This window comes from Streptomyces sp. NPDC059009, assembly GCF_042740175.1.
Classification (GTDB): Bacteria; Actinomycetota; Actinomycetes; order Streptomycetales; family Streptomycetaceae; genus Streptomyces.
This window is the reverse complement of sequence record NZ_JBHYJB010000016.1, coordinates 44,715-69,396: the sequence shown is the minus strand read 5'-3', so window position 1 is coordinate 69,396 and position 24,682 is coordinate 44,715. Positions and strand designations below refer to the sequence as shown.

At 71.9% G+C, this 24,682-nt stretch carries 20 protein-coding genes; 10 read left to right on the top strand and 10 right to left on the bottom strand.

The features are described 5' to 3' along the window. Positions 1-5 precede the first annotated feature (5 nt). Complete coding sequence (locus ACFWYM_RS17945) at positions 6-257, top strand: hypothetical protein (protein ID WP_384837326.1); 252 nt, start codon at positions 6-8, stop codon at positions 255-257. Here ACFWYM_RS17945 and ACFWYM_RS17940 read toward each other — a convergent pair. After that, positions 247-1,050: a site-2 protease family protein gene (locus tag ACFWYM_RS17940; RefSeq protein WP_384837323.1), complete on the bottom strand. Its 804-nt coding sequence runs from the start codon at positions 1,048-1,050 to the stop codon at positions 247-249. The two genes, ACFWYM_RS17945 and ACFWYM_RS17940, sit on opposite strands and share 11 nt — an antisense overlap. 104 nt (positions 1,051-1,154) lie before the next feature. On the opposite strand from ACFWYM_RS17940, the gene ACFWYM_RS17935 reads away from it, so the two are divergent. Both ACFWYM_RS17935 and ACFWYM_RS17930 read left to right on the top strand, forming a co-directional pair. Further along, on the top strand, positions 1,155-1,931 hold the full coding sequence (locus ACFWYM_RS17935) for a DUF6578 domain-containing protein (protein ID WP_384837320.1): 777 nt from the start codon (positions 1,155-1,157) through the stop codon (positions 1,929-1,931). 54 nt (positions 1,932-1,985) lie between these two features. Then, entirely contained in the window at positions 1,986-5,375 is a 3,390-nt protein-coding gene (locus tag ACFWYM_RS17930) for a BTAD domain-containing putative transcriptional regulator (protein WP_384837317.1), read from the top strand. A 66-nt stretch (positions 5,376-5,441) separates the two neighbouring features. Here ACFWYM_RS17930 and ACFWYM_RS17925 read toward each other — a convergent pair whose 3' ends face one another. The 3 genes from ACFWYM_RS17925 to panB form a co-directional block, all read right to left on the bottom strand. Then, on the bottom strand, positions 5,442-6,299 hold the full coding sequence (locus ACFWYM_RS17925; RefSeq protein ID WP_384837314.1) for an ABC transporter permease: 858 nt from the start codon (positions 6,297-6,299) through the stop codon (positions 5,442-5,444). Continuing rightward, entirely contained in the window at positions 6,296-7,315 is a 1,020-nt protein-coding gene (locus ACFWYM_RS17920) for an ATP-binding cassette domain-containing protein (RefSeq protein WP_384837311.1), read from the bottom strand. Before ACFWYM_RS17920 ends, ACFWYM_RS17925 begins: the two co-directional genes overlap by 4 nt. Before the next feature lie 132 nt (positions 7,316-7,447). Beyond that, positions 7,448-8,332, bottom strand: coding sequence for a 3-methyl-2-oxobutanoate hydroxymethyltransferase (gene panB, locus ACFWYM_RS17915; protein WP_384837308.1), 885 nt, complete (start codon positions 8,330-8,332; stop codon positions 7,448-7,450). 169 nt (positions 8,333-8,501) lie between these two features. Between panB and ACFWYM_RS17910 the strand changes: the two genes are divergently transcribed. The 4 genes from ACFWYM_RS17910 to ACFWYM_RS17895 all read left to right on the top strand — a co-directional run bounded on the left by ACFWYM_RS17910 (position 8,502) and on the right by ACFWYM_RS17895 (position 13,331). Continuing rightward, a complete protein-coding gene (locus ACFWYM_RS17910; RefSeq protein ID WP_384837305.1) occupies positions 8,502-10,097 on the top strand; it encodes an MFS transporter in 1,596 nt (531 codons plus the stop codon). An 88-nt stretch (positions 10,098-10,185) separates the two neighbouring features. Next, positions 10,186-10,800, top strand: coding sequence for a TetR/AcrR family transcriptional regulator (locus tag ACFWYM_RS17905; protein WP_384837302.1), 615 nt, complete (start codon positions 10,186-10,188; stop codon positions 10,798-10,800). Between the two features lie 216 nt (positions 10,801-11,016). Next, a complete protein-coding gene (locus tag ACFWYM_RS17900) occupies positions 11,017-12,048 on the top strand; it encodes an endonuclease/exonuclease/phosphatase family protein (RefSeq protein ID WP_384837299.1) in 1,032 nt (343 codons plus the stop codon). A gap of 53 nt (positions 12,049-12,101) precedes the next feature. Beyond that, positions 12,102-13,331: an MFS transporter gene (locus tag ACFWYM_RS17895; RefSeq protein ID WP_384837296.1), complete on the top strand. Its 1,230-nt coding sequence runs from the start codon at positions 12,102-12,104 to the stop codon at positions 13,329-13,331. A 45-nt stretch (positions 13,332-13,376) separates the two neighbouring features. On the opposite strand, the gene ACFWYM_RS17890 is transcribed toward ACFWYM_RS17895, so the two are convergent. The 4 genes from ACFWYM_RS17890 to ACFWYM_RS17875 form a co-directional block, all read right to left on the bottom strand. Continuing rightward, a complete protein-coding gene (locus tag ACFWYM_RS17890) occupies positions 13,377-15,140 on the bottom strand; it encodes an NAD+ synthase (RefSeq protein ID WP_384837293.1) in 1,764 nt (587 codons plus the stop codon). 53 nt (positions 15,141-15,193) lie between these two features. Then, positions 15,194-16,003: a DUF4190 domain-containing protein gene (locus ACFWYM_RS17885; protein ID WP_384837290.1), complete on the bottom strand. Its 810-nt coding sequence runs from the start codon at positions 16,001-16,003 to the stop codon at positions 15,194-15,196. A gap of 126 nt (positions 16,004-16,129) precedes the next feature. Continuing rightward, positions 16,130-17,803 carry a multicopper oxidase family protein gene (locus tag ACFWYM_RS17880; protein ID WP_384837287.1) on the bottom strand — a complete coding sequence of 558 codons (1,674 nt, stop codon included), beginning with the start codon at positions 17,801-17,803 and terminating at the stop codon, positions 16,130-16,132. A 93-nt stretch (positions 17,804-17,896) separates the two neighbouring features. Further along, positions 17,897-18,487 carry a hypothetical protein gene (locus tag ACFWYM_RS17875; RefSeq protein ID WP_384837284.1) on the bottom strand — a complete coding sequence of 197 codons (591 nt, stop codon included), beginning with the start codon at positions 18,485-18,487 and terminating at the stop codon, positions 17,897-17,899. 70 nt (positions 18,488-18,557) lie between these two features. On the opposite strand from ACFWYM_RS17875, the gene ACFWYM_RS17870 reads away from it, so the two are divergent. From ACFWYM_RS17870 to ACFWYM_RS17860, 3 genes are read left to right on the top strand one after another with little or no spacing between them, the layout of a single operon-like run. Further along, on the top strand, positions 18,558-20,090 hold the full coding sequence (locus ACFWYM_RS17870; protein ID WP_384837281.1) for an APC family permease: 1,533 nt from the start codon (positions 18,558-18,560) through the stop codon (positions 20,088-20,090). A gap of 13 nt (positions 20,091-20,103) precedes the next feature. Further along, entirely contained in the window at positions 20,104-20,841 is a 738-nt protein-coding gene (locus ACFWYM_RS17865) for a DUF998 domain-containing protein (RefSeq protein ID WP_384837278.1), read from the top strand. Then, positions 20,838-21,569 carry an alpha/beta fold hydrolase gene (locus ACFWYM_RS17860; protein ID WP_384837275.1) on the top strand — a complete coding sequence of 244 codons (732 nt, stop codon included), beginning with the start codon at positions 20,838-20,840 and terminating at the stop codon, positions 21,567-21,569. The genes ACFWYM_RS17865 and ACFWYM_RS17860 overlap by 4 nt, the downstream gene beginning before the upstream one ends. Before the next feature lie 223 nt (positions 21,570-21,792). Here the strand turns inward: ACFWYM_RS17860 and ACFWYM_RS17855 are convergent, their stop codons facing one another. Then, the gene (locus tag ACFWYM_RS17855) at positions 21,793-22,851 is read right to left on the bottom strand and encodes a LacI family DNA-binding transcriptional regulator (RefSeq protein WP_384837272.1); all 1,059 of its coding nucleotides are present in this window, start codon (positions 22,849-22,851) and stop codon (positions 21,793-21,795) included. A 144-nt stretch (positions 22,852-22,995) separates the two neighbouring features. Further along, entirely contained in the window at positions 22,996-24,672 is a 1,677-nt protein-coding gene (locus tag ACFWYM_RS17850; RefSeq protein ID WP_384837269.1) for an extracellular solute-binding protein, read from the bottom strand. Between the last annotated feature and the right edge of the window lie 10 nt (positions 24,673-24,682).

The following is a 24,682-nucleotide window of genomic DNA, read 5'->3' as shown; positions in this document are numbered from 1 at the left end:
GGGGCATGGGGGACACTGGTTCCGTACGTCGTATCGGAACGCCTCGACAGGAGCCGACCCCCATGCCCCGCCTCGCCGTCTACGCCCTCGTGGTCTGCCTGCTCGCCGCGGTCGCGGCCGTCGTCTCCTTCACCCAGGGCAGCCTGATCGGCATCGTGTGGGTGCTGCTGGCGGGGCTCTCCTCGAACATGGCGTGGTACTACCTGCGCCGCGCGAAGGTCGAGAAGGCCGCGAGGGCCGCGAAGGCTACGGGTTGAGCGCCGGGGGCACTTCCTGCGTGCCCTCCCAGAAGCGGTAGAGCTTCTGGCCCCAGTACGTGTCCCAGTCGCTGACGCCGAGCGAGCGCAGCACGGCGTCGATCGCGTCGAAGAACCAGCCGTTGACCTCCGGGATCCACAGGATGCCGAAGACCGCGAGCAGCCCGAAGGGCGCGAACGGCTCCACCTGGCGGCGGATGGTGTACGAGAGCCAGGGTTCGATCACCCCGTAGCCGTCCAGGCCCGGGATCGGCAGGAAGTTCAGGATCGCGGCCGTCACCTGGAGCAGCGCGAGGAACGCGAGCGCGTAGCGGAACGTGTCCGGCACCCCGTCCAGCGCGTGCAGCCAGAACGGGGCGGTGCAGACGACCGCGAACAGCACGTTCGTCAGCGGGCCCGCCGCCGAGATCAGGCTGTGCTTCCAGCGCCCGCGGATCCGCCCCCGCTCGATGAAGACGGCGCCGCCGGGCAGACCGATGCCGCCCATGATCACGAAGAGCACGGGCAGCACGATGCTGAGCAGGGCGTGCGTGTACTTGAGCGGGTTGAGGGTCAGATAGCCCTTCGCGCCGATGGAGATGTCGCCGCTGTGCAGCGCGGTGCGCGCGTGCGCGTACTCGTGCAGACAGAGCGAGACGATCCAGGCGGCCGTCACGAACAGGAAGACGGCGAAGCCCGGCTGGGACGCGTACCCCGTCCAGGCGGCCCAGCCGGAGACCGCCGTGACGGCGGCGATCCCGAGAAAGACGGGGCTGATCCGCCGGTCGCTCTGGCGGGTGGGGGCGGTGGTCATGGTGCTCCTGGTCCTGCCGGGTCGTGGGGCGTGCTCGACGACCGTACTGGGCGTGCTGGGAAAACGTCTCGCAATCGCCGTTGAGTTCCGGGGAGGCTAGGGGCATGGCGCTCTGGCACGTGATGTACGACGACTGGCAGATGGAGTGCTGCGGCACGCCGTTCTCGGTGGGGGACGAGGTGGCGTGGCAGCTGTTCCTGCGGGAGCCGGTGGAGGGCTTCGATCCGGCGGGCTGGGAAGGGGAGTTGAGCGTCGTCGAGGGGGTGGTGGAGAAGGTCGAGGACGTGGAGGACGACGAGGACGACGAAGACGAGGCGGATCTCGACGAGGAGCCGGACGAAGACGACGGGGAAGACGAGGACGACGAAGACGAAGACGGCTCGGACGGGGAGGTCCTCTTCTTCGGCAGCTACGACGAGGGCGGGGCCCCGGTCTACGTCGGCCATGACGAGGATGACGAAGACGGTGAGGACGAGGACGAGGGCGAAGGCGAGGACTATGACGACGACGAAGGCGGCGATCGCGGCTGGGTCGCCGTCGTCCGTGACCGGGGGCTGACCGTCTGCTGGGGCGCCGACGACCCGCTGCCCGAGCGCGTCCGCCTCAGCGGCCTGCTCGCAGTGGAGGACCACGGCGCGCGGTGGCCGCACACCGTCGGGCGGGTCCGGGCCATCCACGTGGTCAGCCAGGGCTTCGCGGAGACCCACCCGGGCTCCCGTACGTACGAGGTGGTCCCGGGCGAGCGTCGGCTGCGTTCCGTCGACACCTGCCCCAAGTGGTTCAAGAGCCACGAGGAGCAGCAGGTGCGGGACGGGCGCGGCTACCGGCACAGCGAGACGGGGGTTCTCGTCGAACTGGAAGTGACCCCTCCGGGCCGCTGAGCCCGACCCCTCTCCGACTCTCACCCGACCGAGCCCACCAGGGACAATGGCACCGTGCGATATCGCGTTCTCGGCACCACGCAGGCACTCCGCCCCGACGGCAGCTCCGTCCCGGTCGGCGGGGCGCGGCTGCGTGCCCTGCTGACGGTGCTCGCGCTGCGCGCCGGGCGCCCCGTACCGGCGTCCGTGCTCGTCGACGAGGTGTGGGGCGACGAGCCGCCCGCCGACGCGACGGGCGCGCTGCAGGCGCTGGTCGGACGGCTGCGCCGGGCCGTCGGCGCGGACGCCGTCGCCTCCGCCGAGGGCGGCGGCTACCGGCTCTGCGCGGACCGGGACGACGTGGACGTCTTCCGCTTCGAGCGGCTCACCGGGGAGGGCGGCCGCGCCCTCGCCGACGGCGACCCGGCCAAGGCCGCCGACGCCCTCGACGCCGCCCTGGAGCTGTGGGCCGGGCCCGCCCTCGCCGATCTGCCGGACCGGACGGCGGACGCGGCCCGGTGGGAGGCCCTGCGCCTGGACGCGCGCAGGCTGCGGCTCACGGCGGCGCTCGCCCTGGGGGACGCCGAGCAGGCGCTGCCCGAGCTCACCGCGCTCTGCGACACCCACCCCCTCGACGAGCCGCTCCAGGCGCTGCGGCTGCGGGCCCTGCGCGACGCGGGCCGCCCCGCCGAGGCCCTGGCCGCGTACGAGGAGGTGCGTCGGCTCCTCGCGGACCGCCTCGGCACCGACCCGGGCCCCGAACTCCGCGCCCTCCAGCGCGAGTTGCTCAACCCGGCTCCGAGTCCGGCTCCGAGTCCGACTCCGACTCGGGCCCCGGCCCCAGCTCCGGCCGCCCCTGCGCCCCCGCCTCCGGTCGCCCCCGAACCCGCCGCTCCCGCCCCCGCTCCCACCCCCCGCCGAGGCAACCTCCGCGCCCGCCTCACCTCCTTCGTCGGCCGCGAGTCCGACATCGACGTCATCCGCGGCGACCTCGGGCGGGCCCGGCTCGTCACGCTGCTCGGGCCCGGCGGCGCCGGCAAGACCCGGCTCTCGCAGGAGGCCGCCGAGACCCTCGGGGACGCCGCGCCGGACGGGGTGTGGCTGGCCGAGCTGGCACCCGTCGACCCGGCGGCCGACCCGGACGCGGTGCCCGAGGCCGTGCTCACCGCGCTCGGCGCCCGGGAGTCCCTGTTGCGGGGCGCGGGCGCCGACGAGCTGCGCGCGGTCGCCGAGCGCGGCGGCGACGATCCGCTCGTCCGGCTCACCGAGTACTGCGTCCCGCGCCGCATGGTGCTGATCCTCGACAACTGCGAGCACGTCGTGGACACCGCGGCCCGGCTCGCCGAGCGGCTCCTGGAGCGGTGTCCGGGGCTCACGATCCTCGCCACCAGCCGTGAACCTCTGGGCGTACCGGGGGAGTTGCTCCGCCCCGTGGAGCCGCTGCCCACGCCGGTCGCGCTGCGCCTCTTCGCCGAGCGCGGCGCGGCGGCGCGCCCCGGCTTCTCGGTCACCGCCGACCCGGAGGCGGCCGCCGAGATCTGCCGCCGCCTGGACGGCCTGCCGCTCGCCATCGAGCTGGCCGCGGCCCGCCTGCGGATGCTCACGCCCCGCCAGATCGCCGACCGTCTCGACAACCGCTTCCGCCTCCTGACCAGCGGAGCCCGTACGGTCCTGCCCCGCCAGCAGACCCTGCGCGCCGTCGTCGACTGGTCCTGGGACCTCCTCGACGAGCCGGAGCGCGCCGTGCTGCGCCGCCTCTCGGTCTTCTCCGGCGGCTGCGACCTGGCGGCCGCCGAGGCGGTGTGCGGCGGGGCGTACGGGGGGAAGGCGCCCGACGTCCTGGACGTGGCCGACGTGCTCGGCTCCCTCGTCGACAAGTCCCTTGTCGTCGCGGCCCCTTCGGCCTCGGCGGACGGGGAGATGCGCTACCGGCTCCTGGAGACCGTCGGGGAGTACGCGGCCGGGCGGCTCGGCGACGCGGCCGAACGGCGCCTCGCCGAGCGCGCCCACCTCGCGTACTTCCACGAGCTGGCCCGCACCACCGACCCCGAGCTGCGCGGCCGCGGCCAGCTCGCCGCCATCGAACGGCTCCAGACCGAGTACGAGAACCTGCGCACCGCGCTGCGGCACGCCGTCGCCGCCGGGGCGGAGCAGGAGGGGCTCTGCCTGGTGCTCTCGCTCGCCTGGTTCTGGCAGGTCCGCGATCTGCGCACCGAGGCCCGGCACTGGTCGAAGCTGGTCAAGGACCTCGGCCCCGACCCCTTCGCGGCGCCCCTCGTCCCCGCCGCACCGCTGTACGAGCGGTGCACGGACCGCCCGCTGCCCTGGTCGGGCGAGCTCCTCCAGGAGGCGCGGCGCGGTGTGCACCTCGTCCAACTCGCCACCATCGACATGGAGTTGGACCAGTGGGAGACGGAGGAGGGGGAGGCGAAGCTGCGCCGCATCCGGGACGCCTACCAGCCCGGCATGCCGCAGACCTGCTGGGCCCCGGGCAACCTCTGGTTCTACGCGGTGATGCTGACCGGCGAGGCCGCGGACGTGCGCGGCCTCATCGACGCGACGGTGGCGGCCTGCCGCGAGCACGGCTACACCTGGGAGCTCGCCATGTCCCTGCAGATGCGGGCGAACATCCTCGCCAACCGCAGCGACTGGGCGGGCGACGCGCTCGGCGACGCCGAGGAGGCGCTGCGGATCGTCCGGGAGCTCGGCGACGTGTTCGGCGAGGCCGAGACGATCGCCGTGCGCGGCGAGGCGCGCGAGCGGATCGGTGAATACGCCCTGGCGGCGCGGGACTTCGAGGAGGCCATCGCGCGTGCCGAGGTGGTCGGGGCGCAGTCGCAGATCTCGCTGCTCCAGGCGCGGCGCGCGGAGGTGCTCATCGAGTCCGGCGAGGGCGCACAGGGCGAGGAGATCCTCCGGGACGTCCTGGACGGCGGCCGGCGCCCCGCCAACGAGGCGTGGCCCGCGGCCCGCCTCTATCTCGCCAAGTGGCTCGGCATCACCGGGCGCACCGCCGAGGCGCGGGAGCAACTCGACATGCTGGCCGACGAGTTCAAGGTGATGCGCTTCCCGCTCTTCGAGGGCTTCCTGCTGAGCGCGTACGCCTGCCTGGACTTGACCGAGGAGCGGTGGGAGGAAGGGCTCGACAAGGCGCGCCGGACCCTGGATCTCGTGGCCGACCCGGTGTCGATGGTGATCGCGCCGCACATGCGCGCCCTGACCCTGCTCATCGCGGCCTGGGCGCTCTCCGCGCTCGACGGTGGCCGTCGCGCCGAGGACGCGGCCCGGCTCGTCGGCGCCGCCCACCGCCACGCCCCGCCCGGCCATGTCCAAAACTCGATGGAGCGGGTGATCCACGCCGAGGCCGACCGCTTCGCCCGCGCCGCGCTCGGCGATGCGCGCTATGAGTCGGCGTACGCCGAGGGCGGCGACCTCTCTCTCGAAGAGGCCGCCGCCCTCGTCTGACGTCCGGCGCGAACCGACGGGACGCACCCCCGTTGGCCGCACGCGAGCCGTGCGTCCCTGTGAACGTCAGCTCTTGGTGCGGAACTTGTGGATCGCGATCGGGGCCATGACCACCGTCAGGCCGACCGTCCAGGCCAGGGTGACCCAGAGGCCGTGGGCGATCGGGCCGCCCGTCATCAGACCGCGGGCCGCGTCCGCGAGACCCGACATGGGGTTGTATTTCGTGAAGCTCTCCAGCCAGCCCGGCATCGACTGGGTCGGGGCGAAGATCGACGAACCGAACTGCAGCGGCATCATCACCAGGAAGCCCATCGCCTGCACGGACTGGGCGTTCTTCATGGTCACACCGAGGACCAGGAAGATCCACATGACGGCCGAGCCGAACAGCACGGACAGTCCGACCGCGCCGAGCAGACCGGCCCAGTGGCCGTTGATGTCGAAGCCGACGAGCGTCGCGACGATCATCAGGATCGTGGTGGCGATGAGCATGCGCAGGAGCTCGACCGAGATCTTGGCGACCAGCACGGAGGCGCGCCCGATGGGCAGGGACCGGAAGCGGTCCATGATGCCCTTGTGGAAGTCCTCGTTGAAGCCGGTGCCGACGCCCTGGGCGATGTTCATGCTCATCATCGCGAGCATGCCCGGTATCACGTACTGGACGTAGGCGTCCTGGCCGCCGCCGAGGGACTGGCCGATGGAGCCGCCGAAGACGTACACGAACAGCAGGGTGAAGACGACCGGCATCAGGACGGCGTCGAACATCGACTCCGGGTCGTTCTTGATCCACAGCAGGTTGCGGCGGACCAGGGCGCCGGTGTGGCGGAGGTTGCCGCGCAGCCCGATGCGGCCGTCGGCCTCGCCCTTGCGCAGGGCGGGGGCCGGGGTGGGGGTCTGCGGGGTCTTCTGCAGGGTGGCGGTGCTCATACGGCGACCTCCTCGAGAACGGGCGCCGCGTCCTGCGGAGCGCTGGCCTTCTGGCCGGTGATGGAGAGGAACACCTCGTCCAGGCTGGGCAGTTCGGTGCTGACGTCGGCGAGGCCGTAGCCGCGGGCGGCGAGGGCGCCGATGATCGCGGTGAGCTGCTCGTCGCTCTGCACCGGCACGAGGACGGTGCCCGCCCCGGCGTCGACCGTGGTGGTGGCGAGTCCGGTCAGGCCCGAATCGTCCAGGTCCTGGGCGAGGGAGCGCAGCTGCAGCGGGTCCGAGGGGCGGATGCGCAGGGTGCGGCCGCCGACCTTGGCCTTGAGCTCGTCGATGCCGCCGTTGGCGATGATGCGGCCGCGGTCGATGACCGTGAGCTCGGAGGCCAGCTGCTCGGCCTCCTCCATGTACTGGGTGGTGAGCAGCACGGTGACGCCCTCGCCGACCATGCGCTTGACCTCGTCCCACACCTCGTTGCGGGTGCGGGGGTCGAGGCCCGTGGTGGGCTCGTCCAGGTAGAGGACGGCGGGCTGGCCGATCATGGACGCCGCGAGGTCGAGGCGGCGGCGCATGCCGCCGGAGTACGTCCCCGCCGGGCGCTTGGCGGCCTCGGTGAGCGAGAACCGCTCGAGCAGCTCGCCCGCGCGGCGCTTGGAGTCGGCGCGCGACAGGTCGAGCAGGCGGCCGATCATGTACAGGTTCTCGAAGCCGGAGATCTTCTCGTCGACCGAGGCGTACTGGCCGGTGAGACCTATCTGGCGGCGCAGCTGCCGGGGCTGGCGGACCACGTCGTAGCCGGCCACGAAGGCGCTGCCCGCGTCGGGCTGGATGAGGGTGGACAGGACCCGCACGAGCGTCGTCTTGCCCGCGCCGTTGGGGCCGAGCACGCCGAGGACGGTGCCTTCGCGGACGTCGAGGTCCACGCCGTCCAGGGCCTTCGTCTCCCCGTAGTGCTTGACCAGCCCGCGTACTTCCACGGCGTGCTCGCCGCTGCTGGTGTTGGTGTCGATTCGCGTCATGCCTCATATGAGAGCAGCCGCCACCGACAATCCACCGACAAGCGACCGACAGCCCGCCGACAGGGGGTGATCGGCGGGCTGTCGTGGTGCCGCAGTGGCTCCTGAGGTGCTGCTCGCAGGGGCGGCGGCGGGCTAGTGGACGGCGTGCTCGGCCGCCGGGAAGGCCCCGCCGACCACGTCCTCCGCGAATGCCCGCGCCGCGTCGCCCATGACGCCGCGCAGATCCGCGTACTGCTTCACGAAGCGCGGCATCCTGCCCGGGGTGAGGCCCATCATGTCCGTCCACACCAGGACCTGCGCGTCGCACTCGACGCCCGCGCCGATGCCGACGGTGGGGATGTGCAGGATGCGCGTGACCTCGGCGGCCAGCTCTTCCGGTACGAGTTCCAGGACCACCGCGAACGCGCCCGCGTCCTGCACCGCCTTGGCGTCCCGGAGCAGCTGCTGGGCGGCCTCCTCGCCGCGGCCCTGCACGCGGTAGCCCATGGTGTTGACCGACTGCGGGGTCAGGCCGATGTGCCCCATGACGGGGATCCCGGCGTCCACGATCAGCTTGATCTGCTCGTGGGAGCGCTCGCCGCCCTCCAGCTTGACCGCGCCGACCCCGGCCTCCTTCACCAGCCGGGTCGCCGAGCGCAGCGCCTGCACGGGCCCTTCCTGGTAGGAACCGAAGGTGAGGTCGCCGACGATCAGGGCCCGCCTGGTGCCCCGTACGACGGCGGCGGCGAGCAGCGTCATCTCGTCGAGCGTGACGGGCACGGTGGTGTCGTAGCCGAGGTGGCAGTTGCCCATCGAGTCGCCGACGAGCATCACGGGGATGCCGGACTCGTCGAAGACGGACGCGGTCATCGCGTCGTACGCGGTGAGCATGGGCCACTTCTCGCCGCGCTCCTTGGCGGCGGTGAGGTCGCGGACGGTGATGCGGCGGTTGCTCTTGCCTCCGTACAGCGCCTTGCTGCTGTCGGGTGTCGGCGCAGAGCTCTGGCCCGGCTTCTGGGCAGCCGAAAGCTGCGTCATCGCAACGGCTCCTTCTGTCGTCTCGAGGCGCCCTGACGGCGTCCCCGGATCACGTCCATCGTCGCACCGAGGGGCAGCGCGGGGCTAGAGGGGCCCACGCACAGTCGTTCGGTAAAGTCTTTTCCAATACGAGACGGTCTCGTATCGAAATGACCTTAGGGTGGGACGCATGACAACTCCCGCCCTGCCCACGCCTCCTCGCATACCGGAGGCGGTGCACCGCCGCCGCTGGGCGATCCTCGGCGTCCTGATGCTGAGCCTGCTCATCGTGGTGCTCGACAACTCGATCCTGAACGTCGCCATCAAGACCATCTCGACCCCCGCACCCACCGGACTCGGCGCCACCCAGGGCGAGTTGGAATGGGCCATCAACTCCTACACGCTGGTCTTCGCGGGCCTGCTCTTCACCGCGGGGCTCCTCGGTGACCGGCTCGGCCGCAAGAAGGTCCTCATCGGCGGCCTCGTCGTCTTCGGCATCGGCTCCGCGCTCGCCGCCGAGTCCGGCTCGCCGGTCCAGCTCATCGCGTTCCGCGCCGTGATGGGCCTCGGCGCCGCCTTCGTGATGCCCGCCACCCTCGCCGTGCTCATGAACGTCTTCGAGCGCGAGGAGCAGCCCAAGGCCATCGGCATCTGGGCGGGCGGCGTCGGCCTCGCCATCGCCATCGGCCCCATCACCGGCGGCCTGCTGCTCGACCACTTCTGGTGGGGCTCGGTCTTCCTGGTCAACGTGCCGATCGTGATCATCGCCGTCGTGCTGATGATCGCGCTCGTGCCCGACTCCAAGGACCCGAAGCCGGGCCGGATCGACCTCGTCGGCGTCGTCCTGTCCGTCGTCGGCCTCGTCCTGCTCGTGTACGGGATCATCAAGGGCGGCGACGAGGGCGACTTCACCAGCGCCCAGGTGCTCGCCACCATCGCCGCGGGCCTGGCCGTCCTCATCGCCTTCGTCGTCTACGAGAAGCGCAGCGACCACCCGTCGATCGACATCGACTACTTCAAGAACAAGGTCTTCTCGGCCGCGATCGGCGCCATCGCGCTCGTCTTCTTCGCGCTGATGGGCGTGACCTTCTTCTCCGTCTTCTACACCCAGAGCGTGCGCGGGTACTCGCCGCTGGAGACCGGCGCCCTGATGCTGCCGCTCGCCGCCGCCCAGCTGATCTTCGCGCCGCGCGCCCGGCTCGTCGTCGACCGGATCGGCGTCCGCGCGACCACCACGGGCGGGCTCGTGCTGCTCGCGGGCATGCTCGCCGCGTTCACCCTCCTCGACGCGGACACCCCCATCTGGATCCTGGAAGTCATCTTCTTCCTGATGGGCACCGGCATGGCGCACGTCATGACGCCCACCAGCGTCGTGATCATGCAGGCCCTGCCGCGCGAGAAGGCCGGTTCGGCGTCCGCGCTCAGCAACACCTTCCGCCAGGTCGGCGGCGCCCTCGGCATCGCCGTGCTCGGCTCGGTGCTCTCCACCGCGTACCGCAGCGGCATCGAGGACAAGCTCGGGCTGCTGCCGCCCGGTCTTCGCGACACCGCGGGGGCGTCCATCGAGGCCACGCTCGGCGTCGCCGAAAAGCTCGGCCCCAAGGGCCAGGCGCTGATCGGCCCGGCCAACGACTCGTTCCTGCACGCCATGCACGTCACCGCCCTGTGGGGCGCGGGCGTCGCCCTGGTCAGCGCCGTCGTGACGGCCCTGTTCCTGCCGGGCAAGCCCCCCGCGGCACCCGCCGAGCAGACGGGCACGCCGGAGAAGGTGGGCGCGGACAGCTGAGGCGGACCGCTGCGGGCGGTCCGGGCCGGGGCCTTGACCAGGGACAATCGTCGGTGTGGCGGGGGCAGGCGAGAAAGCGGGAGTTGACGTGACGGACACGGTGCGGACGGGCGCCCGGGGCAGACCCCGCAGCGAGGCGGTCGAGCGGGCCATCCTCGAGGGCGTGATGAAGCTCCTGGAGGACGGGGTGCCCCTCACCGACCTGTCCATCGAGCGGATCGCCCGCACCGCCGGCGTCGGCAAGGCCACCATCTACCGGCGCTGGCCCGGCAAGGAGGCCCTCTTCGTCGACGTCCTGCGCGGCTTCGAGGACCCCGACCCCCAGCTGCCCGGCACCTCCATGCGCGACGACGTGGTCAGCCTCCTGGAGTGGCAGCGCCGACGCGGCCTCAGCCTGCGCTCGTCGGCGCTGCTGCACAACGTCTTCGCGCAGATGAAGAGCCTGCCCAAGCTGTGGGACGCCTACCACACCACGGTCATCGGCCCGCGCCGCCGCCTCATGCACGAGGTGCTGCGCCGCGGCGCCGCGAACGGGGAGCTGCGGGCCGACGTCGACGTCGAGATGGCGGCGGACCTCTTCACCGGGCCGATGCTCCTGCGCACGGTCATGCGGCACGACGCGCCCCTCGACGCAGGGCTCGCCGAGCGCATGGTGGACTGCGTCCTCGACGGGCTCGGACCGAAGCCCGCCGACCGGCCCTGACCCGGGCTCCCACCAGGAAGTTCGGCCCGGACGTTTGTGCGCGTTTCGTCACAGAGAACGCTTGCGCCGCCGCCGGCCGGAACCCCGGCCGCCGCCTCATTCGTCCTCGTGCCCGTACGGCCGTCACGGACGGCGCAGTTCGACGCCGGATCATCGCCTAGGGTTTCCAGGGCGGAGAGACGGCGGGCACGGCAGGCAAGTGAGGCGACGGCAGTTATGGCGCAGGCGTATGTGACGGAGACGGGCAACGGCGGCTCGGGGCCCGAGGGCCCGCAGTCCTGGCGCCGTCGGCTCCGGCGCCTGCTGGACACCCTGCGCAACGACCCCGGCGTCTGGCGGCGCGGCATCGCCACCGCCGCCGTCGCGGTCCTGCTCGCCCTGGTGATGCTGTTCCACGCGCAGATCCCGAACGACATCGGCAACCTCGGCAGCCTCACCGAGACCTTCCTGCCCTGGCTCGGCGTCTTCATCCCGGTGCTCCTCGTCATCGGCGTGGTCCGCAGGTCCGCGACCGCCCTGATCGCGCTGCTGCTCCCGGTGATCGTCTGGCTGAACGCCTTCGGCGGCCTGCTCACCGACAAGCAGGGCACCGGCGGCGACCTCACCGTCGCCACGCACAACGTGAACGCGGACAACCCCGACCCGACCGGCACCGCCCGCGACGTCGCCAAGTCCGGCGCCGACGTGGTGGCCCTGGAGGAGCTCACCGCCTCGGCCGTCCCCACGTACGAGAAGGCGCTCAAGGACACGTACAAGTACCACTCCGTGCAGGGCACCGTCGGCCTGTGGAGCAAGTACCCGCTGACCGGCACGGAGCCCGTCGACATCAAGCTCGGCTGGGTCCGCGCCATGCGCTCCACGGTCGAGACGCCCAAGGGCGAGGTCGCCGTCTTCGTGGCGCACCTGCCGTCGGTGCGGGTCAAGCTCGACGCGGGCTTCACCGCCACCCAGCGCGACAACAGCGCCGACGCCCTCGGCAAGGCCATCTCGCACGACACGACCGGCAAGGTCGTCCTGCTCGGCGACCTGAACGGCACGATGAACGACCGCGCTCTGAACGCGGTCACCGCGCAGATGCGCTCCACCCAGGGCGCGGCGGGCAGCGGCTTCGGCTTCAGCTGGCCCGCGTCGTTCCCGATGGCCCGCATCGACCAGATCATGGTCAAGGGCGTCGAGCCGGTCTCGTCCTGGACCCTGCCCGAGACGGGCAGCGACCACCTGCCGATCGCGGCGCGCGTCAAACTCTGAGACGTACCCTTGAGGGCTGCCCCTCCTGCCCCACCCGTGGAAAGCCCTCCCTCATGCCCCTGGCCCTGCTCGCCCTCGCCGTGGGCGCTTTCGGTATCGGCACCACCGAGTTCGTGATGATGGGCCTGCTGCCCAACGTCGCGGACGACCTGCACATATCCCTGCCCACCGCCGGACACCTGGTGTCCGCGTACGCCCTCGGCGTGGTCATCGGCGCCCCGCTGCTCGCCGCCGTCACCGCGAAGCTGCCGCGGCGGCGCGTGCTCATCGGCCTGATGGTGCTCTTCGTCGTCGGCAACGCGCTCTCGGCCGCCGCCCCCGACTACCACCTGCTGATGGCGGCGCGCTTCCTCAGCGGACTGCCGCACGGCGCGTTCTTCGGCGTCGGCGCCGTCGTCGCCACCGGGCTCGTCGCGCCGGAGCGCAAGGCCCGCTCGGTCTCCCTGATGTTCCTCGGCCTGACCGTCGCCAACATCGTGGGCGTCCCGGTGGCCACCGCCATGGGGCAGCAGCTCGGCTGGCGCGCCACGTTCCTCGCGGTCAGCGCCATCGGCCTCGCCGCGATCGCCTCGCTCGCGCTGCTCGTCCCCGCCGACCACGGCCACGACGAGGCCGTCGGCCTGCGCGGGGAGCTGCGGGCGCTCGGCAGCGTGCCGGTGTGGCTGGCCCTCGGCACGACGGTCGCGGGATTCGGCGCGCTCTTCGCCGCCTACAGCTACATCACGCCCATGCTCACGGACGCGGCAGGCTACGCGGAGGGCACGGTCACGCTGCTCCTCGCCCTCTTCGGCGTCGGCGCGACCGCGGGCAACCTCCTCGGCGGCCGCCTCGCCGACCACTCCCTGCGCGGCACCCTCTTCGGCGGCCTCACCGCGCTCGCCGCCGTGCTCGCGCTCTTCCCGCTCCTCATGCGTACGGAGGCCACGGCCGCCCTCGCGGTGGTCCTGCTCGGCACGGCCGCGTTCACCACCGGCTCCCCGCTCCAGCTCATGGTCATGGAGAAGGCGTCGGCGGCCCCCTCCCTCGCCTCCTCCGCGAACCAGGCCGCCTTCAACCTCGCCAACGCGGGCGGCGCCTGGATCGGCGGCCTCGCCCTCGCGGCGGGCTTCGGCGTGGTCTCCCCGGCGGTCGCGGGCGCGGGGCTCGCGGTGCTCGGCGTGGCGGTGGCGGGGGTGGCGTACGGGGTGGACCGGCGGCGGGGCGTGGACCTCGGCAAGGGGCGCCTGGTGGCATCCCAGCGTCCTTCCCAGGACACCCCCACGAGCACCGCAACCATCAATTGAGGAACCCCGACGGCGAGAAACCACCTCCGCGAGAGCGGCGCCGGTTTAGGCGCAAGGAGGGCCCTCGCGCCACTGGTTGGTGATGGGCAGGCGCCGGTCCTTGCCGAAGCCCTTCGGGGAGATCTTCGTGCCCGGCGGGTACTGGCGCCGCTTGTACTCGGCGGCGTCCACCATCCGCAGGGTCCTGGTCACCAGCTCCCGGTCGTACCCGGCGGCGACGACCGCCTCCGCGCCCTGGTCCCGGTCCACATACAGCTCCAGCATCCCGTCGAGCACGGGATAGTCCGGCAGCGAGTCCGTGTCGACCTGGTCGGGGCGGAGCTCCGCGCTCGGCGGCTTGGAGATGGAGTTCTCCGGGATCGGCGGGGTGTGGCCCTGCTCGGCGGCGGACCGGTTGCGCCACTTGGCGAGCCGGAAGATGGAGCTCTTGTACACGTCCTTGATAGGCCCGTACGCGCCCACCGAGTCGCCGTACAGGGTCGAATACCCCACCGCCAGCTCGGACTTGTTGCCCGGCGCGAGCACGATGTGACCCTCCTGGTTGGAGAGCGCCATCAGCATCGTGCCGCGCAGCCGCGACTGCAGGTTCTCCTCCGCGAGCCCGGTCAGGCCCAGCGAGCCCATGTAGGCGTCGAACATCGGGGCGATGGACACCGTGCGGAGGTTGAGGCCGGTGCGCCGCGCCAGCTCCTCCGCGTCACTGATCGAGTGGTCCGACGAATACCGGGACGGCATGGCGACCCCGTACACGTTCTGCGCGCCCAGGGCGTCGCAGGCGATGGCGGCGGTGAGTGCGGAGTCGATGCCGCCGGAGAGCCCGATGAGCACGGACCGGAACCCGTTCTTGGCGACGTACGCGCGCAGCCCGACCACAAGGGCCGAGTACACCTCTTCGTCGTCGTCGAGCCGCTCGGCGTACCCGCCGGTGAGCTCGGGCGCGTAGGGGGCGAGGGGCTCCGCGGAGACGGTGACGTGCTCGATGCGCAGCCCGTCGTCGACGACTCCGGAGGGGACTTCGGGGGCGGCGGCGGGCAGCTCCAGGTCGAGCACCACGCACCCCTCCGCGAACTGCGGTGCGCGCGCGATGACTTCACCGTCCTTGTCGACGACGATCGAGTCCCCGTCGAAGACGAGCTCGTCCTGCCCGCCGATCATGGCGAGATAGGCGGTGGTGCAGCCCGCCTCCTGCGCCCGCTTGCGCACCAGGTCGAGCCGCTGGTCGTCCTTGTGCTGCTCGTACGGCGAGGCGTTGATGGACAGCAGCAGCCCCGCCCCCGCCGACCGGGCCGCCGGCACGCGCCCGCCGTCCTGCCAGAGGTCCTCGCAGATGGCGAGCGCGACATCGACGCCGTGCACCCGGACGACGGGCAGGGTCTCGCCCGGCACGAAGTACCGGAACTCGTCGAAGACGCCGTAGTTCGGCAGGTGGTGCTTGGAGTACGTGAGGACGGCCTCGCCCCGGTGCAGCACGGCGCCCGCGTTGCGCGGCGCCCCCGCGGGCTGCCCGTACTTGGGCTTGGCCTCCTCGCACCGGTCGAGATAGCCGACGACGACGGGCAGTTCCCCCAGCCCCTCGTCCCGCAGCCGCACGGCCAGCGCGCGCAGCGCGTCCCGCGAGGCCCGCACGAAGGAGGACCGCAGCGCGAGGTCCTCCACGGGGTACCCGGTCAGCGCCATCTCGGGGAACGCCACGAGGTGCGCCCCCTGCTCGGCGGAGTGCCGGGTCCAGTGGAGGATCGCCTCGGCGTTCCCGGCGAGATCGCCGACGGTGGAGTCGATCTGGTTCAGTGCGAGACGTAGTTGAGGCACGCGGCCCAGTTTAATCGTCAGAGCGACGCGATGTCCTGCGGGAGCGGGTAGTGCTACTTGACCGTGCCGGTCCAGCCGGCGTCCTCGTAGTCGAGGAAGCCGGGCTCGACCTCGACCTCCAGGGCGGAGGCGGCGTCCGCGGGGAGCGAGACGGCATACGTCGCGACGGCCTGCTTGCCAGGTGCAAGGGTGCCGGCGAACTCTCTCGGCACGTCGCCGTCGAAGATCTTGTCGGCCTCTGCGCCGTCGGCGTCCTTGAAGGTCACCGTGGACAGGTTGAGATCAACGGCCTTGTCCGACCCGTTGACGATCGTGATCTTTACCTCGATGGGCTTGTCGCCCGTGCTGTGGCCGAGCGCGAACTCGCTCGGGCGGTATGCGGTGGGCCTGGCGACGGTGACCTTCACGCCGTCGTCGTAGGCGAAGGTGTCGCCGAAGCCGAGCCCGTCGGAGTCCTGGGGCCGACGCCCGGGAGGCTCGATGGGCGCGGTGGACGACTCCTTCTTGCCGCCCGTCCCGTTCAGTTTGTCCACCGTGTCGTTGACGACCGTGACCGTGATGACGAGGCCGACGACCGCGAGGACGGCGGCAACCGCGCCGAGGGACGTACCCCAGATCGCCGTCTTCCTGTTGGTGGCCTGCCCCCTGTTCGCTCGTCGGATGCCCACGCAGCCGAAGACCAGCGCGAGCACGGCCAGGACGCCCGCCGCCCAGAACAGCAGGGGGGTCAGGCCGCAGAGCACGCCGATGATGCCGAGGACCAGCGAAGCGGTGCCGAGGCCGTTGAGCTCCGGGCCCGGCGGGGGCTGCGGCGGCGGACCCCACTGGGGTGGAGGTGGCGGGGAGCCGCGGGGCGTGGTCATGCGCGCCCCCCTTCGAGAGGGGGAGTGTTCTGCCCCTATTGTCCAGCTTTCTTGGGAAAAGGAGCCGCTCTCGGGCCGACGGTTACGGGCACCCCGCCCGCAACCGCCGAACCCGGGGGCGGCAGGTCAGGCCCGGTACCCCAGGACCGTCATCATCCCCGACTCGGAGTGGTACACGTTGTGGCAGTGCACCATCCACAGGCCCGGGTTGTCCGCGTCGAAGTCGACCGTCAGGGTGCCGTTCGGCAGCACGATCGCGGTGTCCTTGCGGGGGCCGCCCGCGACGCCCGCCAGGGCGAAGGTGTGGCCGTGCAGATGGACCGGGTGCCACATCGACGTGGAGTTGGCGAAGACCAGGCGGACGCGTTCGCCCGCGCGGACCGGGTGGCGCTGCGAGGGGGAGTAGGGCTTCTTGTCGAAGGCCCAGTCGTACTTGGCCATGCCGCCCGTCAGCTGGAGCCTCACCGTGCGGTCGGGCTTGCGGGACTTCAGGGCCACGGACGCGTCGGCCTTCAGCTTGTCGGCGGTCAGGAGGCGGCCCGTCAGCTCCTTGGGGCGGGTCTTGGCGGTCGGCGCCGCGCCGCCCCCCGTCCGCAGCAGCGCGAGCGCCGACGCCTTCTTGCCCTCGGCGAGCGCGGTCAGCGGGAAGACGCCGTCGCCCGCGGTCACCAGGACGTCGTAGCGCTCGCCCATGCCGAGCAGCAGCGCGTCCGTCCTGGCGTGCCGTACCGGGTAGCCGTCCGTGTGCGTCACCGTCATCTCGTGGCCGCCGAGTGCGACCCGGAAGGCGGTGTCGCCGCCCGCGTTGATGAAGCGGATCCGGATGCGGTCGCCGGGGCGGGCCTCGAAGGACGAAGGGGCCCCGGGCGTACGGCCGTTGATGAGGTAGTGCGGGTACTTCACGTCGCCCGCGTCGCCGCCGAGCAGCTCGCTCTTGGCGCCCATCATCATGCGGGAGGGGCCGGAGGCCGAGGCCGACGGCTTCGGCGAACTCTCCGTCGTCATCGACATGTTGGACATGTCGTGGCCGCTACCGCCGCCGTGGTCCATGCCTCCCATGTCGCCGGAGTCGCCGGAGTCGCCTGAGCCGCCGCCCATGTCGTGGCCGCCCATGCCCTTGCGGAGCTCCGCGAGGACCGCGTCCGGGGTCGAGCCCTGCACCCCGTCGACCCAGTCGTCCAGGACGACGACCCACTCCTTGTCGTACTTCAGGGGCTCCTTCGGGTCCTCCACGATCAGCGGCGCGTACAGGCCGCGGTCCTGCTGCACGCCCGAGTGCGGGTGGAACCAGTACGTGCCGGGGTGGGCCGCCGTGAAGCGGTACGTGAAGTCCGCGCCGGGCTTGATGTCCTTCTGCGTGACGCCGGGCACGCCGTCCATGTCGTTGCGGAGCGCGAGGCCGTGCCAGTGCAGGGACGTGGACTGGGGCAGGTGGTTGGCGAGGGTGAGGGCGAGGGTGTCGCCCGCGGTCACCCGGACCTCCTTGCCGGGAAGGCGCCCGTCGTACGCCCAGGTCCGGACCGCCGCGCCGTCGCCGAGCTCCACCTTGCCCGCCATGGCCATGAGCTTGACCTCGCGGACCGGGCCCTTGCCGCGCTTCTTCTCGGCCGCGGCGACCTCCTTGCCGGAGGGGGAGACATAGCCCTCGGGTGCGGCGTCGGTGCCGCCGTGGCCGCCGTGCCCGGAGCTGGAGCCGGAGCCGGAACAGGCCGACAGAAGTCCCGTGCCGGCGACGGCGATCGAAGCGCCGAGCAGCGTGCGGCGCGAAGGAGTGTGCGTGCGCGGAGTGGGAGTGCGCATGTCTGAGTACACCTCGTCTCGATGGTGCGTATGAAGGGACACGTACGCTGCTCCGGCCCGGTTCTGGGCAGCACGGAGCAGCCGGTACGCGGCCTAGATGCGCAGCACCGACAGGTGGGCGAGGAGTATGCGGGGCGGTGGAGGGCGGGGCCGCAGCGCGGCGGGGAGCCAGCCGCGCGGGCGCACGAGCCCCGCTCCGCTCCACGGCCGGGACACCGCCGCCGCGAGCAGCAGGACGAGGGTGAGGCCGCCGAGGACGGCGAGACAGACGGAGAGCGGGTCCATGCCGTCGTGCTGGGCAGGGACGGGGTTGGCCACGGTGCGGGGCACCGCTTCGGCGAGGGGCTTCGTTTCGACGCGAGGTTTCGCTTCGGCGCGGGGCTTCGCTTTCGCGCCGCTCGTCGCGTGCGGCGGCAGCTCTTCGCGAGCGGTCATGGCCTGCCCGGTCATGGCCTGGCCGGTCATGGCCTGGCCGGTCATGCCCTGCCCGGTCATGGCCTGCCCGGCCACGTTCTCCCCAGCCATGCCCTGCGCGTGCGTCATGGCGGGGGCTTCGGAACCCCCGGAGCCGGACCCGTGCCCCGTCGGATGCCCCAGCGTATGCATCGTCACGATCCCGAAGAGCAGCGCGGCGAGCAGCAGCAGCTGCCGCGCCCCCGTCCGCCTCTTCGTGGTCGTCGCCATGGACCGCACCCTACCCCCGCCCGGTATCCCGCGACGTGCGGGCCCCCGGCACTCCCATGATCATGGGCGCATGACGACTGCGGACAATGCGGGCGAAGCGGGAAGAGCGGCCATGGGGGGAGAGGAGATGGCGGGAGAGGCGATGGCGGGAGCGGCCACGGCGGGCGGTGGCGCCGACGAGCTCGCCGGGGACACCGGCACCCAGCGGCAGTTCATCTCATGGGTCACCCTCGCCCTGATGACCACCGCCTCCGTGGCGAGCCTGCGCCCCTCGCCCTCGATGGCCATCTACGGGCTCGCCGCGGTCTTCCTCTATCTGCTGCCCGCGATCGTCTTCCTGCTGCCCACCGCCCTCGTCGGCGCCGAGCTCGCCTCCGGCTGGTCCGGCGGCATCTACCGCTGGGTCAGCGAGGCGCTCGGCAAGCCGCTCGGCTTCGTCGCCGTGTGGTGCCAGTTCGCGCTGACCATCGCGTACTACCCGAGCCTGCTCGCGTACGTCGCCTCGACCTTCGCGTACGTCATCCACCCGAGCCTCGCCGAGAACGGCCCGTACGTCGCCTGCGTCATCATCGTCGTCTACTGGACCGGCGTGTGGATCAGCTCGCGCGGGACCAAGGCGATCGCCGGGCTCTCCTCGTTCGGCCTCATCATCGGCACCCTGATCCCCGGCGTCCTGCTCGTCGTCCTCGGCCTCGTCTTCCTGGGGCAGGGCAACGCCTCGGCCGCGCCCATGACCGCCGATCACTGGCTGCCGCCGTGGACGGGCCTGTCCAGCCTCGTCCTGATCGTCAACAACTTCCTCTCCTACGCGGGCATGGAGATGAACGGCGTCCACGTGACGTCCCTGCGCAAGCCCCGCGCCGAGTATCCGCGCGCGATGTTCCTCGCCACCGGTCTGGTCCTGCTGATCTTCATCCTTCCGGCCCTGGCCATCAGCTGGGTCATGCCGTCCAAGCAGCTCAGCCTCACCGCGGGCCTCATGCAGGCGTTCGACGCCTTCTTCGGGCACTTCGGCATCGGCTGGATGACGAAGGTCGTCGGCATCATGCTGGTCTGCGCCGCGCTCGGCGGCATGCTCACCTGGCTCGGCGGACCGGCCAAGGGGCTGCTGCTCATCGCCCGCCAGGAGGGCTATCTGCCGCCCTTCCTCCAGCGGTTCAACAAGCACGGCGCCCCGCAGAACATCATGGTCGCGCAGGGCGTGCTCACCACCCTGATCGGGATCCTCTACGCGTTCAGCAGCGACGTCTCCAGCGCGTACTGGATGTTCTCCGTCATCACGATCCAGATCTATCTCATCGCGTATCTGCTGATGTTCGTGGCCGTGGTGCGGCTGCGCGTGACCCGGCCGCAGGTCGAGCGCGGCTTCGTCGTGCCCGCCGTGAAGCTGGTGGCGGGCACCGGCTTCGTCGCCTCGCTCCTCGCCCTCGGCATCGGCTTCGTGCCGCCCGACCAGTTCGGCAGCGGACCCCTCTGGCGCTATCTGCTGATCGTCGGCGGCGGCCTCCTGCTCATCGGCGTCCTCGCGCCCTTCGCCTTCCTCAAGTTCCGCAAACCGGAGTGGATCCACCCCGACCACCAGGACACCCGGCTCGCCGAATAGCATTTGTACAGATATGTCCAGCCCTCGCTTCCGTAAGCCACCCGCCAGGTCCCCCCTCAAGGCGCCCCCCAAGTCCCCCCTCGTCGCCGCCTGCGCCGCGCTCCTCGCGCTCGGCGCCGTCGCCTACAGCGCCTGGGTCCTGGAGGCCCTGCTCACCACCGGGCTCGACCCCGTCCTCGCCTACGTCAGCGAACTCGCCGCCCAGGACCAGCCCTACGGCGTCCTGTTCCGCACCACGGACCTCGTCGCCGGGCTCCTCGTCCTCGCGGGCGCCTGCTGCGGGCTGCTCTCCCGTCCCCTGCCCCGGCGCCCGCTCGCCGTCGCGGGCTGGGCGGCCCTCGCCCTCTTCGGGGCGGCCACCGCAGCCGACTCCCGGCTCCCGCTGAGCTGCGCCCCGACCTCCGACTCCGCGTGCGCGGCACGGGAACGCGAGGGGCTCGTGCCCGCGACGCACACCGCGCACTCGGTCAGCAGCAGCGTCGCGGTCACGGCCGCCCTCGTCGCCATGGTCCTGCTCACCCTCGCCGCCCGCCGCTACGGCGCCCTGCCCCCGCTGGCCCGCCGCGGCCCCGCCTTCGTCGCCCTCGAACTGGCCGCCACCGTATGGACCTTGGCGGGCATCGCGGCCCTCGACGCGGGCCGTGGCTCCTGGGCCCTCGGTCTCGGCCAGCGCCTCCAAGTGCTGCTGATCGCGGTCTGGCTGGGCCTGCTGGCGGGAACGGTGACCGGACGGCGACGGCGCACGCCATGACATTCGTACGGATCGGGGGAGTGCCCCACCACGCACAGGTGACCGGCGACGGTGCGGGGCCCGTCTGCGTCCTCAGCGCCGGACTCGGACTGCCCTGCTCCCACTGGGACTCGGTGGTGCCGCTGCTCACCGGCGCGGGCTGGACGACGGTCACCTTCGACCGCCCCGGCGTCGGCCGCAGCGCCCCCGCCCGCACGGCACCCGCCCTCGGGGCGGAGGCCGACCGGATCGCCCACGTCCTGGACGCGCTCGGCCTGGGCGCCCGCCGGGTCACGGCCGTCGGCCACTCGCTGGCCGGGTTCCACGTAGAGGCGTTCGCCCGCCGCCACCCCGGCCGGACGGCGGGCCTGGTCCTGGTCGACTCCAGCGTGCCGTTCCACCGGGGTGGCCGCCAGGTGCGGCCGCTGCCCGCGCGAGCGGCCCGCCTCGGGGTGGCCCGTGCGGCCGGGCAGGTGGTCCGGGGTGCGGGGGGCGGGCTCATGGAGTACGCGACGTACGGGGAGGTGGCGCAGCAACTGACCGCTCTCCGGGACCAGTTGCCCCTCCCCGCCGGGGTGCCGGTCTCGGTGCTCGCGGCGTACGCGGGGGGTTCGCGGGGGTGGCTGGAGCAGCAGCGGGGGCTGGCGGAGAGGCTCGGGGCGAGCTACGAAGTGGCTTATGGGTCAGGGCACTTGGTGGCGCGGGACGCGCCGGGGCAGGTGGCCGAGGTGATAGAGCGGACGAGGTGATAGGGCGGACGGGGTGATAGAGCGGACGGGGGTGACCGCAGTAGGTCTCGGCTGGTCGCAGGGAAACGGGTGGGCTGGGTGGGAGACCGCCGCGGAGCGGCGGGTTCACGGCGCGGAGCGCCGCAGAGCCAGGCCGCGGAGCGGCGAAAGCCCGGCGCGGAGCGCCGGAGACACGGGGGCGGGGCGCGGAGCGCCGCATGGCGGAGCCGCGGAGCGGCAAGGGCTACCGGCGCGGAGCGCCGGAGAAGGGCGCCACACTCTCCCGTACGACAATGTGCGTCCCCAGGACATGCCGCTCCTGCGCCCCCCGAGGCCCGCCCGCCAGGGCCCTCCGCACGGCCATCCGGCCCAGCTCCTCCCCGGGGATGTGCACGGTCGTCAGGCCGGGCACGACGTCGCCCGCGACGGGGTCGTCGTTGTAGCCCACCACCGAGACGTCCTCGGGGACCCGGAGCCCGAACTCCCGCAGCGCCGTGCAGGCCGCCGCCGCGGCCCGGTCGTCGCCGCCGAACACCGCCGTGAACTCCGGCTTCCCGTCCGCCTTTTCGAGGAGTTCCCGCATCGCCTGGTAGCCGTTGTGCCGGCCGAAGCCCACGCCGTGCAGGATCGCCTCCTGTCGCGGCACCCCGTGGTCGTCGAGCGCGCGCAGATACCCGGTGACGCGGTCGTCGCCGGTGGTGTTGCCGGGGGAGTAGCCGATGAGGGCGATCCTGCGGTGGCCCGCGCTCAGTAGATGGCTGGTGATCGCGTGCGCGCCCGACTCGTTGTCGTACTCGACGACGAGCGCGGGCACGTCCGGGGCCGGGGCCGGGCGGCCGCACAGCACGAGCCGGGAGCCCGCCGCCGCGAGCGCCTCCGCGTACCGCGCCATCCGTGAGCGGTACTCCTCGTCCTGGGTGACGCCGCCGACCAGGACCACGGCCTCGGCGGCCTGTTCGCGCATCATCTGCACGAGGGCCAGCTCCCGCTCCGGGTCGCTGCCCGTCGACGCGACGAGGGTGAGCCTGCCGTGCCGGGCGGCCTCCATCTCCACGCCCTGGGCGACCTCCCCGTAGAAGGACCCCACCACGTCGTACATGAGGACCGCGATCATCTTGCGCCCCGCGCCCGCGAGCGCCCGCGCGTGCGCGTTGGCGACGTAGTCCAGGTCCTTGGCGGCCCGCAGGACCTTGGCGCGCGACGCCGTCGACGTCGGATAGTTGCCCGCGAGCACCCGCGAGACGGTGGCTACCGAGACGCCCGCGCGCGCGGCCACATCGCGGATGGTGACCCGCTCACCCACAGTTGTCTCTCCTCAACTCACCCTGTCCGGGGCGTGGTTGTGGACCACCACGCCCCGTCACCTCGCCACGGCATCCCGCGTCGCCCCGGCATCCCGCGTCGGCCTCCATCATCGCGAACCGCCCCGCGGGGCGGTTCGCAGGGGTCAGTGCGCGGCCTCCCACTCCTTCTCGAACTCCTGGATCGTCTTGCTGCCGCCCTGCGCCAGCCACTTGTCGTGGACGGCGTCCCAGTCGGAGACCTTCTTGCGGCCCGCGACGACCGCCGTCACACCGTCCTCGATGATCTGCTGCATGGTGGCCTGCTGCCGGTTGTACGTCGACGACTGCAGCCCCCAGTGGTCGTTCGGCACCAGCTGCGGGGCGACCTTCCGCTGCCAGGCGTGCAGCCGCTTGGTGAGGTCCGGGTAGCCGGGGTTGTACAGGACCTGCGGGGCGTCCATGAGGTACGCGAAGGGCAGGTTCGTCTTGGACTCGACGAGGCCGGTGGAGGTCGGCACCGGGTCGCCGTTCTTGTCGAACGTGAAGTGGCGGCCCTCCAGGCCGTAGTGCATCAGCTGGTACTCCTTGGAGCCGAACGGCGAGGCCAGCCAGTCCAGGACGCGCAGGATCAGCTTGATGCGCTCCTTGGACGCCTTCTTGAGGACGGTGTAGCCGAAGCAGCCGCGGTTCTGCTGGTAGACGGTGGTCGCCCCGCCGACCGTGTACGGCACGGCGCAGTCGAGCGTGAACTCGTCCTTGATTCCCTGGGCGTTGGAGAGCACGGCGCCCCAGCCGTCCGTCATGGACCGCACGGTGCCGTTGTAGAACTGCGTCTTGAGGTCCACCTGCGAGATGGAGGTGGCGTCCGGGGTGTACGACCCGTCCTTGCGCATGTTCGACATGAACTCCAGGGCGGCCTTGAACTCGTCCGTCCCGTACATGGGAGTGACCTTGCCGTTCTTGATCTGCCACTCGTTGGGCGCCCCGTGCCACATCGCGTGGTACAGGTAGCCGAAGATCCCGACCGTCGACGCGCCGAGCGCGAACTTCTTGCCCTTCGAGGCGTCCTTCGCCATCGCCGCGAAGTCCTCGGCCGCCATGCCCGGCTTGTAGCCGGCCTCGTCGAACGCCTCGCGGTTGATGAACATCGCGCCCTGCACCTTGGCCCGCTCGATCGGCAGCCCGTAGATGCGGCCCGCGATGCGGCCCATGCCCTCCCAGGCGTACGTGGGGATGTTGGCGAGGTTCGGGTAGTCCTTGACGTGGTCCCCCGACAGATGGTCGGAGAGGTCGGCGCAGCGGCTCTTCACGAACTGCTGCTCGCGGGGCAGGAAGTAGCCGCCGCCGAAGTTGATGACGTCCGGCAGGTCGTCGCCCGACATCAGCGTGGACATCTTGGCCCGGTAGTCCGCGTCGGGCACGACGGTGAACTCGATGTCGACGCCGAGGGCCTCGTTGACCGCCTGCCAGTACTTGTTGGAGCCCAGCGGCTTCGGCGGGGTGCCGTATGTGATGGAGAGGACCTTGATCTTCTCCTTGCCGGTGCCGGGCTTCTCGCTCATCGCCTGGACGAGCTTCTCCGGGTACTTGGTGTAGCCCGCCTGCACGCCCTTGATGTCCGGGGCGAGGTCGGGCGCCGGGCCCTTGACGGCGGTGTACGTCGGCCAGGGCGCCGCCTTCTTGCCCGCGTTGGAGACGTCCCCGCCCCCGCTGGAGCCGGTGGAACACGCGGTGAGCACCGAGGGCGCGGCGATCGCGGCGCCCCCGACGGCGATGGAGCGCAGCAGCGTCCGGCGCGACATCGAGGAGATCGAGGAGGACGAGGAGTCCGAAGCAGACATGAGTGTCAAC